17 protein-coding genes are annotated in these 15663 nt (G+C 72.8%); 5 read left to right on the forward strand and 12 right to left on the reverse strand.

The features are described from left to right. Window positions 1–21 precede the first annotated feature (21 nt). The 3 genes from OHN19_RS10385 to OHN19_RS10395 form a co-directional block, all read right to left on the reverse strand. Window positions 22–2565: a polynucleotide kinase-phosphatase gene (locus OHN19_RS10385; RefSeq protein WP_330263913.1), complete on the reverse strand. Its 2544-nt coding sequence runs from the start codon at window positions 2563–2565 to the stop codon at window positions 22–24. Then, entirely contained in the window at window positions 2562–4052 is a 1491-nt protein-coding gene (locus OHN19_RS10390; RefSeq protein ID WP_330263914.1) for a 3' terminal RNA ribose 2'-O-methyltransferase Hen1, read from the reverse strand. The genes OHN19_RS10385 and OHN19_RS10390 overlap by 4 nt, the downstream gene beginning before the upstream one ends. 132 nt (window positions 4053–4184) lie before the next feature. Continuing rightward, window positions 4185–5108: an LLM class F420-dependent oxidoreductase gene (locus OHN19_RS10395; protein ID WP_330263915.1), complete on the reverse strand. Its 924-nt coding sequence runs from the start codon at window positions 5106–5108 to the stop codon at window positions 4185–4187. A gap of 221 nt (window positions 5109–5329) precedes the next feature. Between OHN19_RS10395 and OHN19_RS10400 the strand changes: the two genes are divergently transcribed. Next, entirely contained in the window at window positions 5330–5500 is a 171-nt protein-coding gene (locus OHN19_RS10400; RefSeq protein ID WP_330263916.1) for a hypothetical protein, read from the forward strand. 180 nt (window positions 5501–5680) lie between these two features. On the opposite strand, the gene OHN19_RS10405 is transcribed toward OHN19_RS10400, so the two are convergent. The 4 genes from OHN19_RS10405 to OHN19_RS10420 form a co-directional block, all read right to left on the reverse strand. Next, window positions 5681–6145 (reverse strand): DUF6099 family protein, encoded by a 465-nt coding sequence (locus OHN19_RS10405; protein WP_330263917.1) that lies wholly within the window; start codon window positions 6143–6145, stop codon window positions 5681–5683. A 155-nt stretch (window positions 6146–6300) separates the two neighbouring features. Continuing rightward, window positions 6301–6627 (reverse strand): nucleotide pyrophosphohydrolase, encoded by a 327-nt coding sequence (locus OHN19_RS10410; RefSeq protein ID WP_330263918.1) that lies wholly within the window; start codon window positions 6625–6627, stop codon window positions 6301–6303. Continuing rightward, window positions 6624–7820 carry an ATP-binding protein gene (locus OHN19_RS10415; RefSeq protein WP_330263919.1) on the reverse strand — a complete coding sequence of 399 codons (1197 nt, stop codon included), beginning with the start codon at window positions 7818–7820 and terminating at the stop codon, window positions 6624–6626. Before OHN19_RS10415 ends, OHN19_RS10410 begins: the two co-directional genes overlap by 4 nt. A 130-nt stretch (window positions 7821–7950) precedes the next feature. Beyond that, window positions 7951–8340, reverse strand: coding sequence for a cell division protein SepF (locus OHN19_RS10420; RefSeq protein ID WP_330263920.1), 390 nt, complete (start codon window positions 8338–8340; stop codon window positions 7951–7953). A gap of 267 nt (window positions 8341–8607) precedes the next feature. Here OHN19_RS10420 and OHN19_RS10425 point away from each other — a divergent pair, with 267 nt between their 5' ends. Further along, entirely contained in the window at window positions 8608–10278 is a 1671-nt protein-coding gene (locus tag OHN19_RS10425; protein ID WP_330269578.1) for a hypothetical protein, read from the forward strand. Here the strand turns inward: OHN19_RS10425 and OHN19_RS10430 are convergent. Then, complete coding sequence (locus OHN19_RS10430) at window positions 10259–10774, reverse strand: YceI family protein (protein ID WP_330263921.1); 516 nt, start codon at window positions 10772–10774, stop codon at window positions 10259–10261. The two genes, OHN19_RS10425 and OHN19_RS10430, sit on opposite strands and share 20 nt — an antisense overlap. 83 nt (window positions 10775–10857) lie before the next feature. On the opposite strand from OHN19_RS10430, the gene OHN19_RS10435 reads away from it, so the two are divergent. From OHN19_RS10435 to OHN19_RS10445, 3 genes are read left to right on the forward strand one after another with little or no spacing between them, the layout of a single operon-like run. After that, entirely contained in the window at window positions 10858–11340 is a 483-nt protein-coding gene (locus OHN19_RS10435; RefSeq protein ID WP_330263922.1) for a MarR family winged helix-turn-helix transcriptional regulator, read from the forward strand. 59 nt (window positions 11341–11399) lie between these two features. Beyond that, window positions 11400–11852, forward strand: coding sequence for an FAD-dependent oxidoreductase (locus OHN19_RS10440; RefSeq protein ID WP_330263923.1), 453 nt, complete (start codon window positions 11400–11402; stop codon window positions 11850–11852). A gap of 19 nt (window positions 11853–11871) precedes the next feature. Beyond that, window positions 11872–12558: a (Fe-S)-binding protein gene (locus OHN19_RS10445; protein WP_330263924.1), complete on the forward strand. Its 687-nt coding sequence runs from the start codon at window positions 11872–11874 to the stop codon at window positions 12556–12558. Between the two features lie 81 nt (window positions 12559–12639). On the opposite strand, the gene OHN19_RS10450 is transcribed toward OHN19_RS10445, so the two are convergent. The 4 genes from OHN19_RS10450 to OHN19_RS10465 all read right to left on the reverse strand — a co-directional run bounded on the left by OHN19_RS10450 (window position 12640) and on the right by OHN19_RS10465 (window position 15616). Further along, window positions 12640–13224: a sigma-70 family RNA polymerase sigma factor gene (locus tag OHN19_RS10450; protein ID WP_330263925.1), complete on the reverse strand. Its 585-nt coding sequence runs from the start codon at window positions 13222–13224 to the stop codon at window positions 12640–12642. 163 nt (window positions 13225–13387) lie between these two features. Then, entirely contained in the window at window positions 13388–14068 is a 681-nt protein-coding gene (locus OHN19_RS10455) for a hypothetical protein (protein ID WP_330263926.1), read from the reverse strand. Window positions 14069–14134: 66 nt separating this feature from the next. Then, entirely contained in the window at window positions 14135–14869 is a 735-nt protein-coding gene (locus OHN19_RS10460; RefSeq protein ID WP_330263927.1) for a YcnI family protein, read from the reverse strand. Between the two features lie 39 nt (window positions 14870–14908). Beyond that, complete coding sequence (locus OHN19_RS10465; protein WP_330263928.1) at window positions 14909–15616, reverse strand: hypothetical protein; 708 nt, start codon at window positions 15614–15616, stop codon at window positions 14909–14911. Between the last annotated feature and the right edge of the window lie 47 nt (window positions 15617–15663).

Raw genomic sequence — 15663 nt, forward strand, 5'->3', positions numbered from 1 at the left:
CCCTCACCTCCGCCCGGCGGCTCACAACCGCGGGTCCACCGGCTCCGACTCCAGCGCCAGCACCCCGAACACCGCCTCGTGCACCCGCCACAGCGGCTCGCCCTCCGCCAGCCGGTCCAGGGCCTCCAGGCCCAGGGCGTACTCGCGGATCGCGAGGGAGCGCTTGTGGTTCAGGAACCTCTTGCGCAGCCGGTCGAGGTTCTCCGGGCGGGTGTACTCGGGGCCGTAGATGATCCGCAGGTACTCCCGGCCCCGGCACTTGATGCCGGGCTGGACCAGGCGGCCCTCGGTACTGCGGACCACAGCGCCGAGCGGCTTGACGACCATGCCCTCTCCGCCGCGGCCGGTCATCTCCAGCCACCAGTCGACGCCCGCCCGCACCGACTCCGGGTCACCGGTGTCGACGTAGAGGCGCCGGGTGGTCTGGAGCAGGCCGGTGCTGTCGTGCTCCACCAGGCGGTCCAGCAGGGCCAGTTGCTCGTCGTGCGGGAGCGCGGCGAGACTGCGGCCCTGGACCGCGAGGATCTGGAACGGTGCCAGGCGGACGCCGTCCAGGCCGTCGGTGGTCCAGCAGTAGCGGCGGTACGCGTCGGTGAACGCGGCGGCGTCCGAGGCACGGGCGCGCTGGCGGGCCAGCAGCTCGGTGACCTCGACACCGCGTGCCGCGGCGCCTTCCAGTGCTGCCAGCGCCCCCGGGAACACCGCGCCGGACGCGGCGCCGACGGCCGCGTACTGCGACCGCAGCAGGCCGGCGGCCTTCAGCGACCACGGCATCAGCTCGGCGTCCAACAGCAGCCAGTCCGTGTCAAGTCCGTCCCACAGACCGGCCTCGCCGATCGCCGTGCGCAGCCGGTCCAGGATCGTCTCCGTCACCGACTCGTCGTCGAAGAACGGACGGCCGGTGCGGGTGTACAGCGAGCCGGTCGGACCGTCCACGCCGAAGCGCCCGCGGGCCGCCTCCGCGTCCCGGCAGACCAGGGCCACCGCCCGCGAGCCCATGTGCTTCTCCTCGCACACGACCCGCTCGACACCGTCCGCGGCGTACTGCGCGAACGCCTCGGCCGGGTGCTCCAGGTAGCCCTCGACATGGCTGGTCGCCGTCGGGGCCATGGTCGGCGGGAGGTACGGCAGCAGCCGCGGGTCCACCGCGAAACGGCTCATGACCTCCAGCGCCGCGGCCGCGTTCTCCTCCCGGACGGCGACCCGGCCCTGGTGCCGGGTCTCGACGACCCTGCGGCCGTACACGTCGGCGAGGTCGAGCGGCCGGCCGTCCTGACCGCCGGGAGCCTCCGACTTCAGCGGCCTGGCCGGCTCGTACCAGACCTTTTCCGCCGGTACGTCGACCAGCTCCCGCTCCGGCCAGCGCAGCGCGGTGAGCTTGCCGCCGAAGACGGCGCCGGTGTCCAGGCAGATGGTGTTGTTGAGCCAGGTCGCCTCCGGGACCGGGGTGTGGCCGTAGACCACGGCGGCCCGGCCGCGGTAGTCCTCCGCCCACGGGTAGCGCACCGGCAGCCCGAACTCGTCGGTCTCACCGGTGGTGTCGCCGTACAGCGCGTGCGAGCGGACCCGGCCGGAGGTGCGGCCGTGGTACTTCTCCGGCAGACCGGCGTGACAGACCACGAGGCGGCCGCCGTCGAGGACGTAGTGGCTGACCAGTCCGTCGATGAACTCCCGTACCTCGGCGCGGAACTCGTCCGTGACGTGCTCCATCTGCTCGATGGTCTCGGCGAGCCCGTGGGTGTGCTGGACCTTGCGGCCCTTGAGGTAGCGGCCGTACTTGTTCTCGTGGTTGCCCGGCACGCACAGCGCGTTGCCCGACTTGACCATCGACATCACGCGGCGCAGCACACCGGGGCTGTCCGGGCCGCGGTCGACGAGGTCGCCGACGAAGACCGCGGTACGGCCCTCGGGGTGGACGCCGTCGGTGTAGCCCAACTTCGCGAGCAGGGTCTCCAGTTCGGAGGCGCAGCCGTGGATGTCGCCGACGATGTCGAAGGGGCCGGTGAGGTGGGTCAGGTCGTTGAAGCGCCTCTCGGTGACGACGGTGGCGTGCTCGATGTCCTCGACCCCGCGCAGGACGTGCACCTTGCGGAAGCCCTCGCGCTCCAGGTGACGGATCGAGCGCCGCAGTTCGCGGATGTGGCGCTTGATGACCCGGACCGGCATGTCGGCCCGGTCGGCGCGGGCCGCGTTGCGCTCGGCGCACACCTCCTCGGGCACGTCCAGGACGATGGCGATGGGCAGCACGTCGTACTGCTTGGCCAGGTCGATCAGCTGGCGCCGGGAGTCCGACTGCACGCTGGTCGCGTCGACGACGGTGCGGCGGCCGGCGGCCAGCCGCTTGCCGGCGATGTAGTGCAGGACGTCGAAGGCGTCCTTGGTGGCGCCCTGGTCGTTCTCGTCGTCGGAGACCAGGCCCCGGCAGAAGTCCGAGGAGATCACCTCGGTCGGCTTGAAGTGGCGCCGTGCGAAGGTGGACTTGCCGGAGCCGGAGGCGCCGACGAGGACCACGAGGGAGAGGTCGGTGACGGGGAGAGTCCGTCCCGTGCGCTGGGTCTCGGTCATGCCGCCTTCGCCTCCTTCTCGTTCCTGACAGTGGTGCTCGGCGTAGCTGTGCTCAGTTCGAAAACGGCCATCTGCGTGGGCGGCCCGACCTCGGGGTCGTCCGGTCCCACCGGGGTGAACTCCACGTCGTAGCCGTGCCGTTCGGCCACCGACGAGGCCCAGACGCGGAACTCCTCCCGGGTCCACTCGAAGCGGTGGTCGCCATGCCGGACGTGGCCGGCCGGGAGCGACTCCCAGCGGACGTTGTACTCGACGTTCGGGGTCGTCACCAGGACGGTCCGGGGGCGGGCCGCGCCGAACACCGCGTACTCCAGGGCGGGCAGCCGGGGCAGGTCGAGGTGCTCGATGACCTCGCTGAGCACGGCGGCGTCGTACCCCTTGAGCCGCTTGTCGGTGTAGGCCAGCGAGCCCTGGAAGAGCTGGACGCGCGAGGCCATCCGCTCCCCCATGCGGTCCAGCTTGAGCCGCCGGGAGGCGATGGTGAGCGCCCGCACCGACACGTCCACGCCGACGATCTCGGTGAACCTCGGGTCCTTGAGCAGCGCCTGCACCAACTGGCCCTGCCCGCACCCGAGGTCGAGAACGCGGGCGGCACCGGCGGCGCGCAGCGCCTCCAGGATGGCCTCGCGGCGCTGCACGGCGAGCGGGGTCGGCTTCTCCTCGGTCTCGGTCTCCGCCTCGACGGCGTTGTCGATCTCCTCGACCTCGCTGTCGTCGGCCTCGGCGAGCCGGACCAGCTCCAGTCGCTCCATCGCCTCGCGCGTCAGCGACCAGCGGCGGGACAGGTAGCGGCTGGTGATCAGCTTCTGCTCCGGGTGCGCGGGCAGCCAGCCCTCGCCGGCCCGCAGCAGCTTGTCGACCTCGTCGGAGGCCACCCAGTAGTGCTTGGCGTCGTCGAGGACGGGGAGGAGGACGTACAGGTGGCGCAGGGCCTCGGCGAGGGTGAGCCGCGTGGACTCCAGTTCGAGGCGGACGTAGCGAGAGTCGCCCCACTCCGGGAACTCACTGTCCAGCGCGACCGGTTCGGCGGTCACGGTCCAGCCGAGCGGCTCGAACAGCCGGCGTACGACTTCCGGGCCGCCTCGGGCCGCGACGGCGGGCACCTCGATGCGCAACGGCCGCGGCTGCGAGGGGAGTTCGGGCTTGGCGGTGCACACCCCGCGCATCGCGCTGGAGAAGACCGCGCTCAGGGCCACCGCGAGCAGCGAGGAGGCCGCGTAGGGGCGGTCGTTGACGTACTGGGCGAGCGCCGCGTCGGGGGCGCCGCCGCGGCCCTTGCCCTTGCCGCGCCTGACCAGCGCCACCGCGTCGACCTCCAGCAGCAGCGCGGCCGTGCAGCGCTGATCGTCCGCCTCGGGGTACAGGACGTGCGCCCTGCCGTAGGAGGTGGAGAACGCCTGTGCCTTGTCGGGATGCTTGTGCAGCAGGAAGCCGAGGTCGGTGGCGGGGCGCTCGGGAGTGCCGGTGGTGGTGATGGTCAGGAACATGGTGAGGGCCTCTCCGGCCGGTGGACGGTACGGGGCGCCGTGCGCGCGAGAGCCCCCAGGAAGGGTGATCCTGGGGGCTCGGCAGGACGACGTCCTCAGCTTCGCACAGGCGCTGTGACCAGTGCCTTCGATTTACGACAGCTGCGCCTGGACCTGGGCGGAGATCAGCTCCAGGTGGTCCAGGTCGTCGAGGTCGAGGATCTGGAGGTAGACGCGGCGGGAGCCCACGGCGGCGTAGCGGCCGATCTTGTCGACGACCTCGGCGGGGGTGCCGGCCAGGCCGTTGGCCTTGAGCTCGTCGACCTCGCGGCCGATCGCGGCGGCGCGGCGGGCGACCTCCTGGTCGTCCTTGCCGACGCAGGCGACGAGGGCGTTGGAGAAGGTGATCGCGTCGGCCGCGCGGCCCGCTTCCCGGGCGGCGGCACGGACCCGGCCGAACTGGGTCTCGCTGTCCTCGACGGAGGCGAACGGCATGTTGAACTCGTCGGCGTAGCGGGCGGCGAGACGCGGGGTCCTCGTCGCACCGTGGCCGCCGATCAGCACGGGGATCCTGTCCTGGGCGGGCTTGGGCAGCGCGGGCGACTTCGTGAGGTCGTAGTGCTTGCCGTGGAAGTCGAAGGTGTCGCCGGGCTCGGTGGCCCACAGCCCGGTGACGATCTCCAGCTGCTCCTCGAGGCGGGGGAACCTCTCCTTCGGGAACGGGATGCCGTACGCCTGGTGCTCCTCCTCGAACCAGCCCGCGCCCAGGCCCAGTTCGACGCGGCCGCCGGACATCTGGTCGACCTGGGCGACCTGGATGGCGAGCACGCCGGGCAGCCGGAAGGTGGCGGCGGTCATCAGGGTGCCGAGGCGGATGCGCTTGGTCTCACGGGCGAGGCCGGCGAGGGTGATCCAGGCGTCGGTGGGGCCGGGGAGGCCGTCGCCGTCGCCCATCTTCAGATAGTGGTCGGAGCGGAAGAAGGCGTCGAATCCGAGGTCCTCGGTGGCCTTGGCGACGGTGAGGAGGGTGTCGTAGCTCGCGCCCTGCTGGGGCTCGGTGAAGATGCGGAGATCCATGTCTCCATCCTGCACGCAGGAGTGCGCTGTGGCCTCACGGGCCCCTGTGACCTCCGCGGCACCGCCGTCCCCGGTCGGGTGAAATTCGTCCACGGCCTGCGCGAGGGGCGGCCGTGCCAGTGACCGGGCCGTTTGGTGATCGTTGGCTCGGGCGGAGCCGGCTTGTCGTCGCCGGTGCGTCATCCGATACCCGCGTGGGTCCTTGGGCCGAGGAGGCCGTCATGTCCGAAGAAACCGTGCCGCTGACTGCGGGGGCTGGGCAGCCGAAGGGGTTGTTGCAGCAGATGGAGGAGTTGATGGCGGCACTGAACGCGGATCTGTCGGCGTTGGACGCGGATCTTCAGGGGGCCGGGGGTTCGGTGCGGGGGGTTGGTGAGGAGGGGGCCGGCTGAGGTTTGTCTTCGGCTGCGGGCCGGTGGGGGCTGGTCGCGCAGTTCCCCGCGCCCCCAAAAGCACGTGGGTGCAGTTGGACAGGGTCCGGCCCCACCCACTCAGGGGCGCGGGGCTGTGTTGAATCTGCGGCTACCGCCGCGTGGGCGCGACCAGCCCCCACCGGCCCGCGGCCGAAGAACTCACCCCGCCTCCGGCAACTCCTCCCCCCGGTCCGCCAGTCTTCGCAGCATCTGCAGCACCCGGTCCCGTGACTCGTCCGCCGCGTCGATCGCCTCCATGCACTGCCAGTACGTCGTCTCGTCGTCCGCCGCGCAGGCGAGGCCGACCAGGGCTATGCCGACCTCGCCGAGGAGGCCGCCGAGGTAGAGGAGGGCCTGGCGGGCGTCGCCGAGGTCGGTGAGCTGGGCAGCCCGCAGCTCCGCCAGGGCGATGTCGGGACGCTCCAGGACCCCGCAGCCCCGCCCCGCCAGTTCGGTCAACCCCAGGGCCTCGCCCCGCAGTTCGGGCGGTCCGGCGACCGCGAGGCGGCTTCCTATCGCCTGGGCCAGGGCCTGCGCCTGCCACACCTCGGCCATGACCTGAGGCGCCTCGCCGCCCCCGGCCAGGGCACGCCTGCTCGTCACGATGAGCCGCACCGCGTCCATCGGCTGCCCCCGTCTGTCGCCCGAACTCCCTTGTTCACTACCCAGAGTGAGGTCGCTCGGAACGAAAAGCCAGAGGTGGGCGGAAATTTGTGGACAACAAATCGATTTCAGACCACGCTTCTATCACGGAGAGTGAAAGAGGAGTGGATCGCTCCTCACGGCGCGGGAAACCGTTGCTCGTTGCGGTCGATCTTCGCGGACAGCGCGGCCAGGGGATCGACTCCGAGGACCTCGCACAGCTGGAGCAGATACGCGAGCACGTCGGCGATCTCGTCCGTGACGCGGTGCGCGGTGTCGGGGTCCTCCATGACCCGCGCCGACTGCTCGGGCGTCAACCACTGGAAGATCTCGACCAGTTCGGAGGCCTCCACACTGAGCGCGGAGACGAGGTTCTTGGGGGTGTGGTAGGGCTGCCAGTCGCGGGCCGCCGCGAATTCGGCCAGCCGGCGTTGCAGGGCAGCCACGTCGAGAGGTTCTGTCACGGCTCCAGGTGTACCACCGTGACGCCGTCCGTCCCGGCGGCCCACGAGGCGTCGCTCACCGCGCCGACGAGCCGGATGTGTCCGCGTGCGCACATCCGCAGGGCCAGTTGGAGCAGTTCGGCCCGCTGCCGTACGTCCAGTCCGCGGTCGAGGTTGTCGGCGAGGACGGTGAGGGTCTGCAGGGCCGCCGGCACCTCGCCGGCCGGGTCGACCTCCAGCACGCCGGGCCCGGTGAGCAGCACGAGCGCCAGGGCGAGGTACCTCAACTCGCCGTCCCCCAGCCGCCCCAGCTCCGTACGGCTGCCGTCCCCACGGTCGAACAGGGCCCGGACCGCCCCGGTGAGCACGGGCTCGGCGAGAACGTCGGCGACGGGCCCCGCGCATCCGGCGCGCACCGCGGCGACGAGTTGCGCGTGCCGTCGGCCGCACTCGGCGCGGGTGCGCCACAGGACGTCGGCGAGGTTGTCGCAGCCGCCCAGCAGGCGTCCGGAGCCGGTCCGGACGGGCAGGCGCATGCGGCCGGGGCGTGGGTCGCAGCCGAAGACGGAGCGCAGGGCGACGACCATCTGTTCGGCGGCGGCGAGGACGCGCCGCTGTCCGTCCGTCTTGCCCGCCACCCGCAACGGCAGCAGGGCGGTGCCGAGTTGGTCGTCGGGGAGCGGGGCGCGGGTGACCGGGGCGGAGCCCGCGGTGTGCCAGGCGGCCTGGACGGCGCGGCGGGCGGGGTCGCGCAGGGCGGTCTCCAGGAGGACGAGCCCGCCGGACGTCAACCGCTCGCCCACGATGCGCAGTTGGGGCTCGGCCTGGACGGCGACGTCGAGGCGGACCGGCCCTTCGGGGCCGTCGGCGGTGCAGCCGATCCGGAAGCCCCGGCGGCGCTGGGCGTCGGGGCGGGCGCGGTCGGGGACGCAGGCGACGGGGTCGGGGAACGCCTCGACGAGGCTCGCGCCGCCGCCGAGCCGCGCGAGGGCCTCGTAGGCCCGGAGCGCGCTGGTCTTGCCGCTGCCGCTGGGGCCGGTGAACAGGGTCAGCGGCCCGATCGGTAATCCGGCCCGGCGGTGGTTGGCGTACGCGGAGAGCCGGAGCTCGGTGAGACAGGGCCGGTCGGGACGCCGCACGGCCTCCTGCGCCGGCTCCGCGAACGGGGAGGGCGACTGGGCCGGGACGACGGAGGAGGTGGGGGGCACGCGCATATCCGGACGGTAGGACTCCGCCCGCGGACGAACCGTTCCTCCTCGACGACCTTCCTACGATCGAGCGAACAGGCCACGCGCCGGTACGAACCGGGAGGGCCACGCGCCGCCCCCTCCCACACCCGCCGGGCTACACCCCCGGCATCCCCGCCCCCTCCATCAACCCCGTCACCTCGGTCCCGGCCGGCGTCAGCAGGAAGACGTTCCGGTCCACCCGGTGCATCCCGCTGGCCAGGCCGAAGACGACGCCCGTGCTGAAGTCGAGGACGCGTTTGGCGACGTCCGTCTCCGCGCCGGTGAGGTCGAGGAGGACCGGGATGCCCGCCATGAGGGTCTCGGCGACCTCCCGGGCGTCCGCGAAGACGTTGATCCGCAGGACGACGAAACGGCGCCGGGCCTCGGTCTCGGCCTCCGGCACGGACCGGTGGTCGACCGCGGACGGCCACGCGTCCCGTCCTCGCAACGGAACGACCTGGGCGAGCCCCTCCCACTGTTCATCGGTGACGTCGTACCTGTTCACCGGCTCCCCCCGCTCCGACTCGCCTTCATTGCCTGCACCGGCCAATTCTTACGCCAAGTCACCCGTTCGGCCCAACAGCGACACGGTCCGCGACCGCCCCGGCGGCCCCCGGTGCCCCCGCCCATCGTGACGAAAGGGGTCTTACCCGCCTCACACCGGACTCTTGGCCTCCGACCGCACCCCGCTCACCGGGTCCGATTAGCGTCCGATGCCGTGTTCCTGGCAGATACTCAGCTGTCGGCACCCGGCCGGGCCACCCGGCCGGCGGTGTCCGCCGAGCCTGAACCCCCCACGCAGTGGCATCGCGTCCTGACGGTGCTCGCGGACGTCAGCCTCCTCATCGGCACCCGCGAGGTGTGGACCCAGGCGGCCACCCACCGGCTCGCCGTGGCCGCGGTCATCTCGGTCTGCTACGCCTCGATCCTGGTGTGCGGCGCGCTGGCCCTGGTGGTGCGCGAGCGACGGTCCCTGGCCCGCGTGGACCTGTGCGTCCTGGTGACCGGTCTGACGCTGGCCCTGTGCGCGTTCGTCCTGTTCCACCGCGGCTCCGACGAGTCCGTCCTCACCACCCAGGCCGCGCGCGACCTGGTCGCCGGACACGGGATCTACGGCCGTCCCTGGCCCTGGCTCTTCGGTGGCAAGGGCATCGCGCTCACCCCCACGGTCACGGGCGGCTACGACTACACGTACGGCTATCCCCCGCTCGCCCCGCTGCTCACCGCTCCCCTGCTGTGGCTCGGGCACGGCAGCCTGCCCGCCATAGCGATGAGCACGGGCGCGCTGCTCGTCGGCACGGTGGTGCTGTGGTGGCTGCTGCCCGTGCCGTGGCGGTCGGCGGCGACCATGGCGTGCCTGGGGTTCTCGATGCTCACCATGTACGCCCGTCTCGGCTACCCGGCGATCCTGGCGCTGGCCCTGATGATCCCGGTGGTGGTGCGCTGGCCCCGGATCGGGCGGGGCGGGCGGCTGGGTGCCGCCGGGGTGGCGCAGGCGGCCTGTCTGGGCGCGGCGTGCGCGGCGCAGCAACTGCCGTGGTTCCTCGCGCCGTTCCTGCTGGCCGGGATCCACGCCGTGCGGCGCGGGGAGCTCGGCGCGCGGGCGGCGGGCCTGGTGGTGCTGCGGCTCGCCGGGGTCGCCGCCGGCGTATGGCTGCTGATCAACACGTATTTCGTCGTGAGCCGGCCGGTCGCGTGGCTGAAGGGCATCGTGCTGCCGCTGATCCAGGGCGCGGTGCTGCACGGCCAGGGTCTGGTGGGTGTGTCGCTGTACCTCACGAACGGCAGCGACCGGCTCGACTGGTACGGGTACGCCAGTGTGCTGCTGCTCGTCGGTCTGCTGGTGCTGTTCGTGCTGTTCGTGCGTCGGCTCGGTCCGGCGGCGACCGTGCTGCCGTGGCTGGCGTTCTGGCTGGCGACGCGTTCGCAGGACGGCTACTACCTGATGATGACCCCGTTGTGGCTGGCGGCGGCGGTCACCGCGCCCGCGGCGGAGTTCGCGGGGGCCTGGCAGCCGTTCGGGCGGCGGCTCGGCGGGGCGGCACGGCGTCCCGCGCGGATCGCCGCGGCCGTGCTGCTGCTGAGCCCGGCCCTGGCGAGCGCGGCGCTGGCGGCCACCGGCTCACCGCCCCTGCGCCTGGAGGTAGCCGGGGTCCGTCATGACGCCCGCTCGCTCTCCAGGCTGACGCTCCGGGTCACCAACACGGCCGACGAGGCGCTCGCGCCCCACTTCACCCTCACCCGGGGCCAGGGCATGTACCCGTACTTCTCGGTGCTGCGGGGTCCGGCGACGCTGCCCGCCCACGCCACGGCCGTCTACGAACTACGGCCGCCCGAGGGGACGTACGCGCTGCCGCACCAGCACCAGCGGGTCCGGCTGCGCGTGTTCACGTCCTCGCCGCAGACGCTGTCGAGCGCCTACCTCACGCTGCCGACCGCTTGAAGCGGAGCGTGGCGTTGACCGTGGTCAAGCCGCGGATCATGCCCAGCTGGTTCCAGCCCAGGCCGAACTGGTCGCGGTCGACCGAGAACTCGGCGTTCACCGTGACCGCGTCGGCGCTCGCGTCGCTGATCCGGCCGGTGAAGGACTGGGGGCGGCTGATGCCGCGCACGGTGAGCTGGCCTATCACGTGCACCTGGTCGCCGTCGCGCAGTTCCGCGCTGCGCACCGCGAAGGTGATCTCGGGGTGGTTCGCGACGTCGAAGAAGTCGGAGCCGCGCAGGTGCTCGTCGCGCTTGGCGTTCTTGGTGTCGAGGGAGGCGGCGTCCAGGGTCACGGTGCCGACGGCGGACCCGTCGGCCCGTACCTCGCCCTGACCGTCCACGGTGGTGAAGGCGCCCTTGACCGTGACCAGGCCCCACATCGTCTTGTGCTTAAGGGCGACGGTGGTGGCGGTCCGGTCGAGCTGCCAGGTTCCGGTTTCGACGGCGACGGACATGGTTCCTCACTCAGGTAGTCCAAATTTGGATGACAGCACGCTAGCCGATTATTCAAATTTGGACAACGGGTAGAATCGAATCCATGGCCGACCACTCCGACTGTCCCTCCGCCGCAGGTGACGGACTCCTGCCCGCCGAGCTGCACGCCTGGATGCTGATGCTGGCGGCGACCGGAGCCGTGGAGCAGGAGCTGCGCGGCGTGGTCAAGGAACGGCTCGACGTCTCGCACGACGAGTTCCTGGTCCTGTGCCTGCTGGCCACCGGCCCCCGCGAAGGCCAGCGCATGACGCGGATCGCCGAACTGCTGGGCCGCCCCAAGACCCGCCTCACCTACCAGATCGCCTGTCTCCAGCACGCCGGTCTCGTCACCCGGAAGTCGGTCTGCGGCGACAAGCGGGGCGTCGAGGTGGCCCTCACCGAGAAGGCGCGGAACCTCCTCGAGGGCGCGTCCGGCACCCTCGCCGAGACGGTCAAGGCGGCCCTGGCCCGGTTCATGGGCCCCGACCAGCGCGAGGCGCTGTGCGCGCTGATGCCGGAGCTCGCCGGGGAGGCCGGGCCGGAGTAGTCGTCGGTGCGGTCGCGGGTACCCGGCCGGTGCCCGCGCCGCGACCGAAGGAGGGGGCCATGACGACCTCCGACCTGCCCGTTCCCGCCGTACGACGGCCCGCCGCGCCCCCGCGGGACACCGCGGCCCTGGAACGCGCGCTGCGCGAGAGGGTCGACGGCGAGGTCCGCTTCGACGCGGGCAGCCGGGCCGCATACTCGACCGACGCCTCGAACTTCCGCCAGACCCCGATCGGCGTGGTCCTGCCCCAAACCCCCGAGGCGGCCGCGGAGGCGCTGGCCGTGGCCCGCGAGCACGACGCGCCGGTGCTGTCCCGGGGCGGCGGCACCAGCCTGGCGGGACAGTGCACCAACACGGCCGTGGTGATCGACTGGTCGAAGTACTGCGACCGCGTGGAGTCCGTGGACGAGACCGCCCGCACCTGTGTCGTGCAACCCGGGATCGTCCTCGACCAGCTCAACCGCCAACTCGCCCCGACCGGACTGCGGTTCGGCCCCGAACCCGCCAGCTGAGCGGGTGTTGGGACGGACCGTGCGCAGTCTCGCCGAGCATGTCCGGGCGGGCGGTCTGGTGGTCGGCCTGGAGCCGAGCTGCACGGCCGTGTTCCGCTCGGACGCGCCGGAGATGTTCCCCGGCGACCAGGACGTACGGCGGCTGCGCGACCGGACGGTGACGCTCGCCGAGCTGCTCACCGAGCACTCCCCCGGCTACGAGCCCCCGCACGTCCCGGAACGCTCCGCGAAGGCCCTCGCCCAGGTCCACTGCCACCAGCACGCGGTCCTGGACTGGCAGGCCGACCAAGAACTCCTGCACCGCGCGGGTGTGGACGCCGAGCGACTCGACTCCGGCTGCTGCGGCCTCGCCGGCAACTTCGGCTTCGAACCGGGCCATCTGGAGGTCAGCGAGGCCTGCGCGGAGCGGGTGCTCCTCCCACGCCTGCGGGAGGAGCCCCCAGAGACGGTGGTCCTGGCGGACGGCTTCAGCTGCCGCACCCAGATCCACGAGTTCGACAGCGGCGGCCACGAGGCGGTCCACCTCGCGGAACTGCTGGCGAGCGCGATGCCGGGGGCGCCGGGCAGCGCGTACGGGGTGGCGCCGGGGGCGAGGCCGGCGCCGCCGAGTCGGAGGGCGAGGGCACTGGCTCTGGCCGGCGCAGGCTCGGCGGGCCTGGCAGCGGCCGGGCTGATACAGAACAGGCGGCGCCGGAATCGCCTTTAGGGGCGCGGGGCTGTGGTGAACGTGCGGCTACCGCCGCCCGGGCGCGACCGGCCACGACGGCGCCGCGGCCGCCGACGGACCTCAGACCACCAGTTCCGTCAGCGCCGCCCTGGCCCGCGCCACCCGGGACCGAACCGTCCCCACCGGACACCCGCTCACCACAGCCGCCTCCTCGTACGACAGCCCCAGCATCTGCGTGAGCACGAACGCCTCCCGCCGCTCCTCGGACAACGCCCCCAGCAGATCGAGCAGCACTATCCCGTCGTCGAAGCCGAGCACGTCCCGAGGCTGCGCACGCTCCACCGCGGCCTGCCAGTCGGCACCGTCGTACCGGCGGGGCCGCACCGCCGCGTGCCGGAAGCCGTCGACGACCGCGCGGCGGGCGATGGACAGCACCCAGGCGCGCGCCGAGGACCGCCCCTCGAACCGGTGCAGACTGCCGAGCGCCCGCAGGAAGGTGTCCTGGGCCAGGTCGTCCACGGCCTGGGGGTCGCCGCACAGGTGGGAGACATAGCGCAGCACGTCGCGGTGCAGGGCGCGCACGAAGTGGTCGACGGCGTCGGCGTCGCCCGCGCGGGCGGCGAGCGCCCAGGCGGTCGCGGAGGCGTCGGCGGTCTCCCGCCGGGCGCGGAGGTCGGCAGGGGCGGGCAGGGTGGAAGTGATCACCAGGTGTCCTTCTCGGGTCAGCCGTGATCCGGACCGCTCCGAGGGCACGGGGGCGCGCGGCGGTCCGGTGAGGATGGCCGTACGGCGCCGGGCGCCAAGCGCCCGCGGAGACGTACGACCGAGGCCCGAGGGGCTCAGGGGCGCCTCGGGTCACCAGCTGTCGTCAGGCGACAGCGGTCCCCACGGGCGGACCCCGATGGGTGATCGCATGGCCGAGAAGGAGGAGCCGCGGTGCCCGCTGCGAGCGGGGGCGGCGCACCCGCAGCCGCGGGCGGTGCGGGGTGACGGGCAGGGCGAGCAGGAGCAGCCGCAGCGGCGCCGCCAGCCATCCGGCCACGGCCCGCAGGATGCGGAACGCGGCCCTCTCGCCGTACGCCAGCCAGAGGCCGGTGAGGAGCGCGGCGAGCAGGTGGGCGGCGTACATCCCGAACGGCAGCCAGAACGACAGGGCGCCGACACCTGTCGAGGTCCCCATGGGGGCCATGTCCATGGAGTCCATGCCACTGCTGTGCATGGACTCCATGTGCATCGAACCCATACCCGGCGCCGCGGGTGTGGACTGTGCCGTCGGTACGGATTGCGCCGCCGATGCGGACTGCGCGAGGGAGAACGCCGAGTGCAGAGCCGTCTGAGCGGCGACCACGACGGTCACGATCAGCGGCAGGCCGCGTTCACGGCCCGCCAGACACCAGCCCGCGCACCCGGTCACGACCAGGCCCGCGGCCAGTGTCCCGGTCGGCACGGAGGCGCCGGACATGAGGACGTGGCCCAGGGCGGCGAGCAGCACACAGACGGCCGCGAACACCGCGGCCCGCACTGTGCGAGCACCCCACCCTGCTGTCATGGCGCCTCATCCTCCCATCCGGGCACCGTCCTTCACCTGTGGGTACGGAAATCCACCGGCTCCCGCTCACCGCGTCCGGCGGCCCCGCAGGACGGCGAAGACCCCGGCGGCCAGCCCCAGCACGCCCACGACGAGCCCGGCGACGCCGAGACCGCGGGCGGTGGAGTCGCTCGCCGAGGCCTCGGCGGCGGCCGCCGAGGTCTTCGAGGCGGTCCGGGCCGCGGTGCCCGACGCGGCCGCGGTGTCCGACGGGGTCGTGGCGGCCGTGAGCTTGAGGACCGGTGCCGGGTTCTCCGGTTCCTCGTCGCCCTTGGCGGCCTCCTCGATCCAGCGGACGACCTTTCCGTCGGAGTAGGTCTGGAGGGTCTTGAAGGTCAACTGGGCGGTGTCGTCGGGGAGCTGGCCGAAGGCGACGTCGAAGTCCTCGTAGTGACCGGGGGCGATCTTTCCGCCGGTCCAGGTGATCTCGGAGACCGCGTCGGTGATCGTGCCGTCGTCCGTCTTGACCGGCGTCTTCAGCTTGGTGTCGGTGACCTTGGCGGTCCAGCCGTCGTGCGGGGAGACGAGCACGCCGAGCAGCGGGTGGTCGGTGGGCAGGAACAGCTGGACCTTCGTGGTGCTCGCGGTGTCGCTCTCGTCGGGGACGCGGAAGCTCAGGGCGCCGTCCGTGGCGCCCTTGGCGTAGCTCTCGGGGTGGACGGTGACGTGCGCGGAGGCGACGCCGGCGGCGGTCAGGACGGCGGTGGCGGCGAGGGCGGTGCCGAGGCCGGCGCGGCGCAGGGCGGTGTGTGCTCGGGACATGGCTGAGGGATCTCCGTACTGGGGAAAGGGGTGCGGGGGTCAGATCGCGTACGGGATCGTCGTGGGCGGTCCGCGCCGGTGGACCGTGTGGCGGAGCAGGAGGGGGCGGGGTGCGCGGGCGCCCTGGTCGGGGACCGGGCGTGCGGGGGCCGGGGCGGCCGGCTCGCCGTATCCCCGCCACCAGGCCGCGAGGCCGGGCAGCAGGGTGACCGCCCGCCGCATGAGGGACCACAGGGCGGCCTCGCCGCGGCGCAGCCACCAGGTGAGCAGGAGGGCGGCCGTGAGGTGGGCCGCGGTGGCGTGGGGGGTGATGGCGTGCGCGGCGAGGATGTGCGGGGGCGGTGCCGCGGGGTGCGTCATCTGCATGCCTTGCATGGTCATGTGCGTCGCCGCCGCGTGCGTCGCCGACATGTGCGTCGCCGACATGTGCGGCATCGACGTGTGCGTCGCCGACATGTGCGGGATCGCCATGGCGTACGACGTCCTCATCGAGCGGGGGTGCGCCGCGCCGAAGGCCAGGTGCAGACCGCCCTGGGAGGAGAGGGTCGCGGCGCCGATGGAGCCGAGCGAGCGTTCCCGGCCGCCGAGCAGCCAGCCGGCCGCGAACACCGGCACGAAGCCGGCCGCCTGTGTCCACACCGGCGGTGCCATGCCGGTGGCCAGCGTGTGTCCCCCGGCGGCCAGCAGCACGCACAGCGCGGCGAACACCGCCGCGCGCAGGCTGCGGACCGCGGGGGATGCCCTCATGGCGACCGATCCTCCCATGTGTGGCCCGGTGCCCGCCCGGGGGTTCG

The sequence above is a fragment of the Streptomyces griseorubiginosus genome (genome assembly GCF_036345115.1).
In the GTDB taxonomy this organism is placed as follows: domain Bacteria; phylum Actinomycetota; class Actinomycetes; order Streptomycetales; family Streptomycetaceae; genus Streptomyces; species Streptomyces griseorubiginosus_C.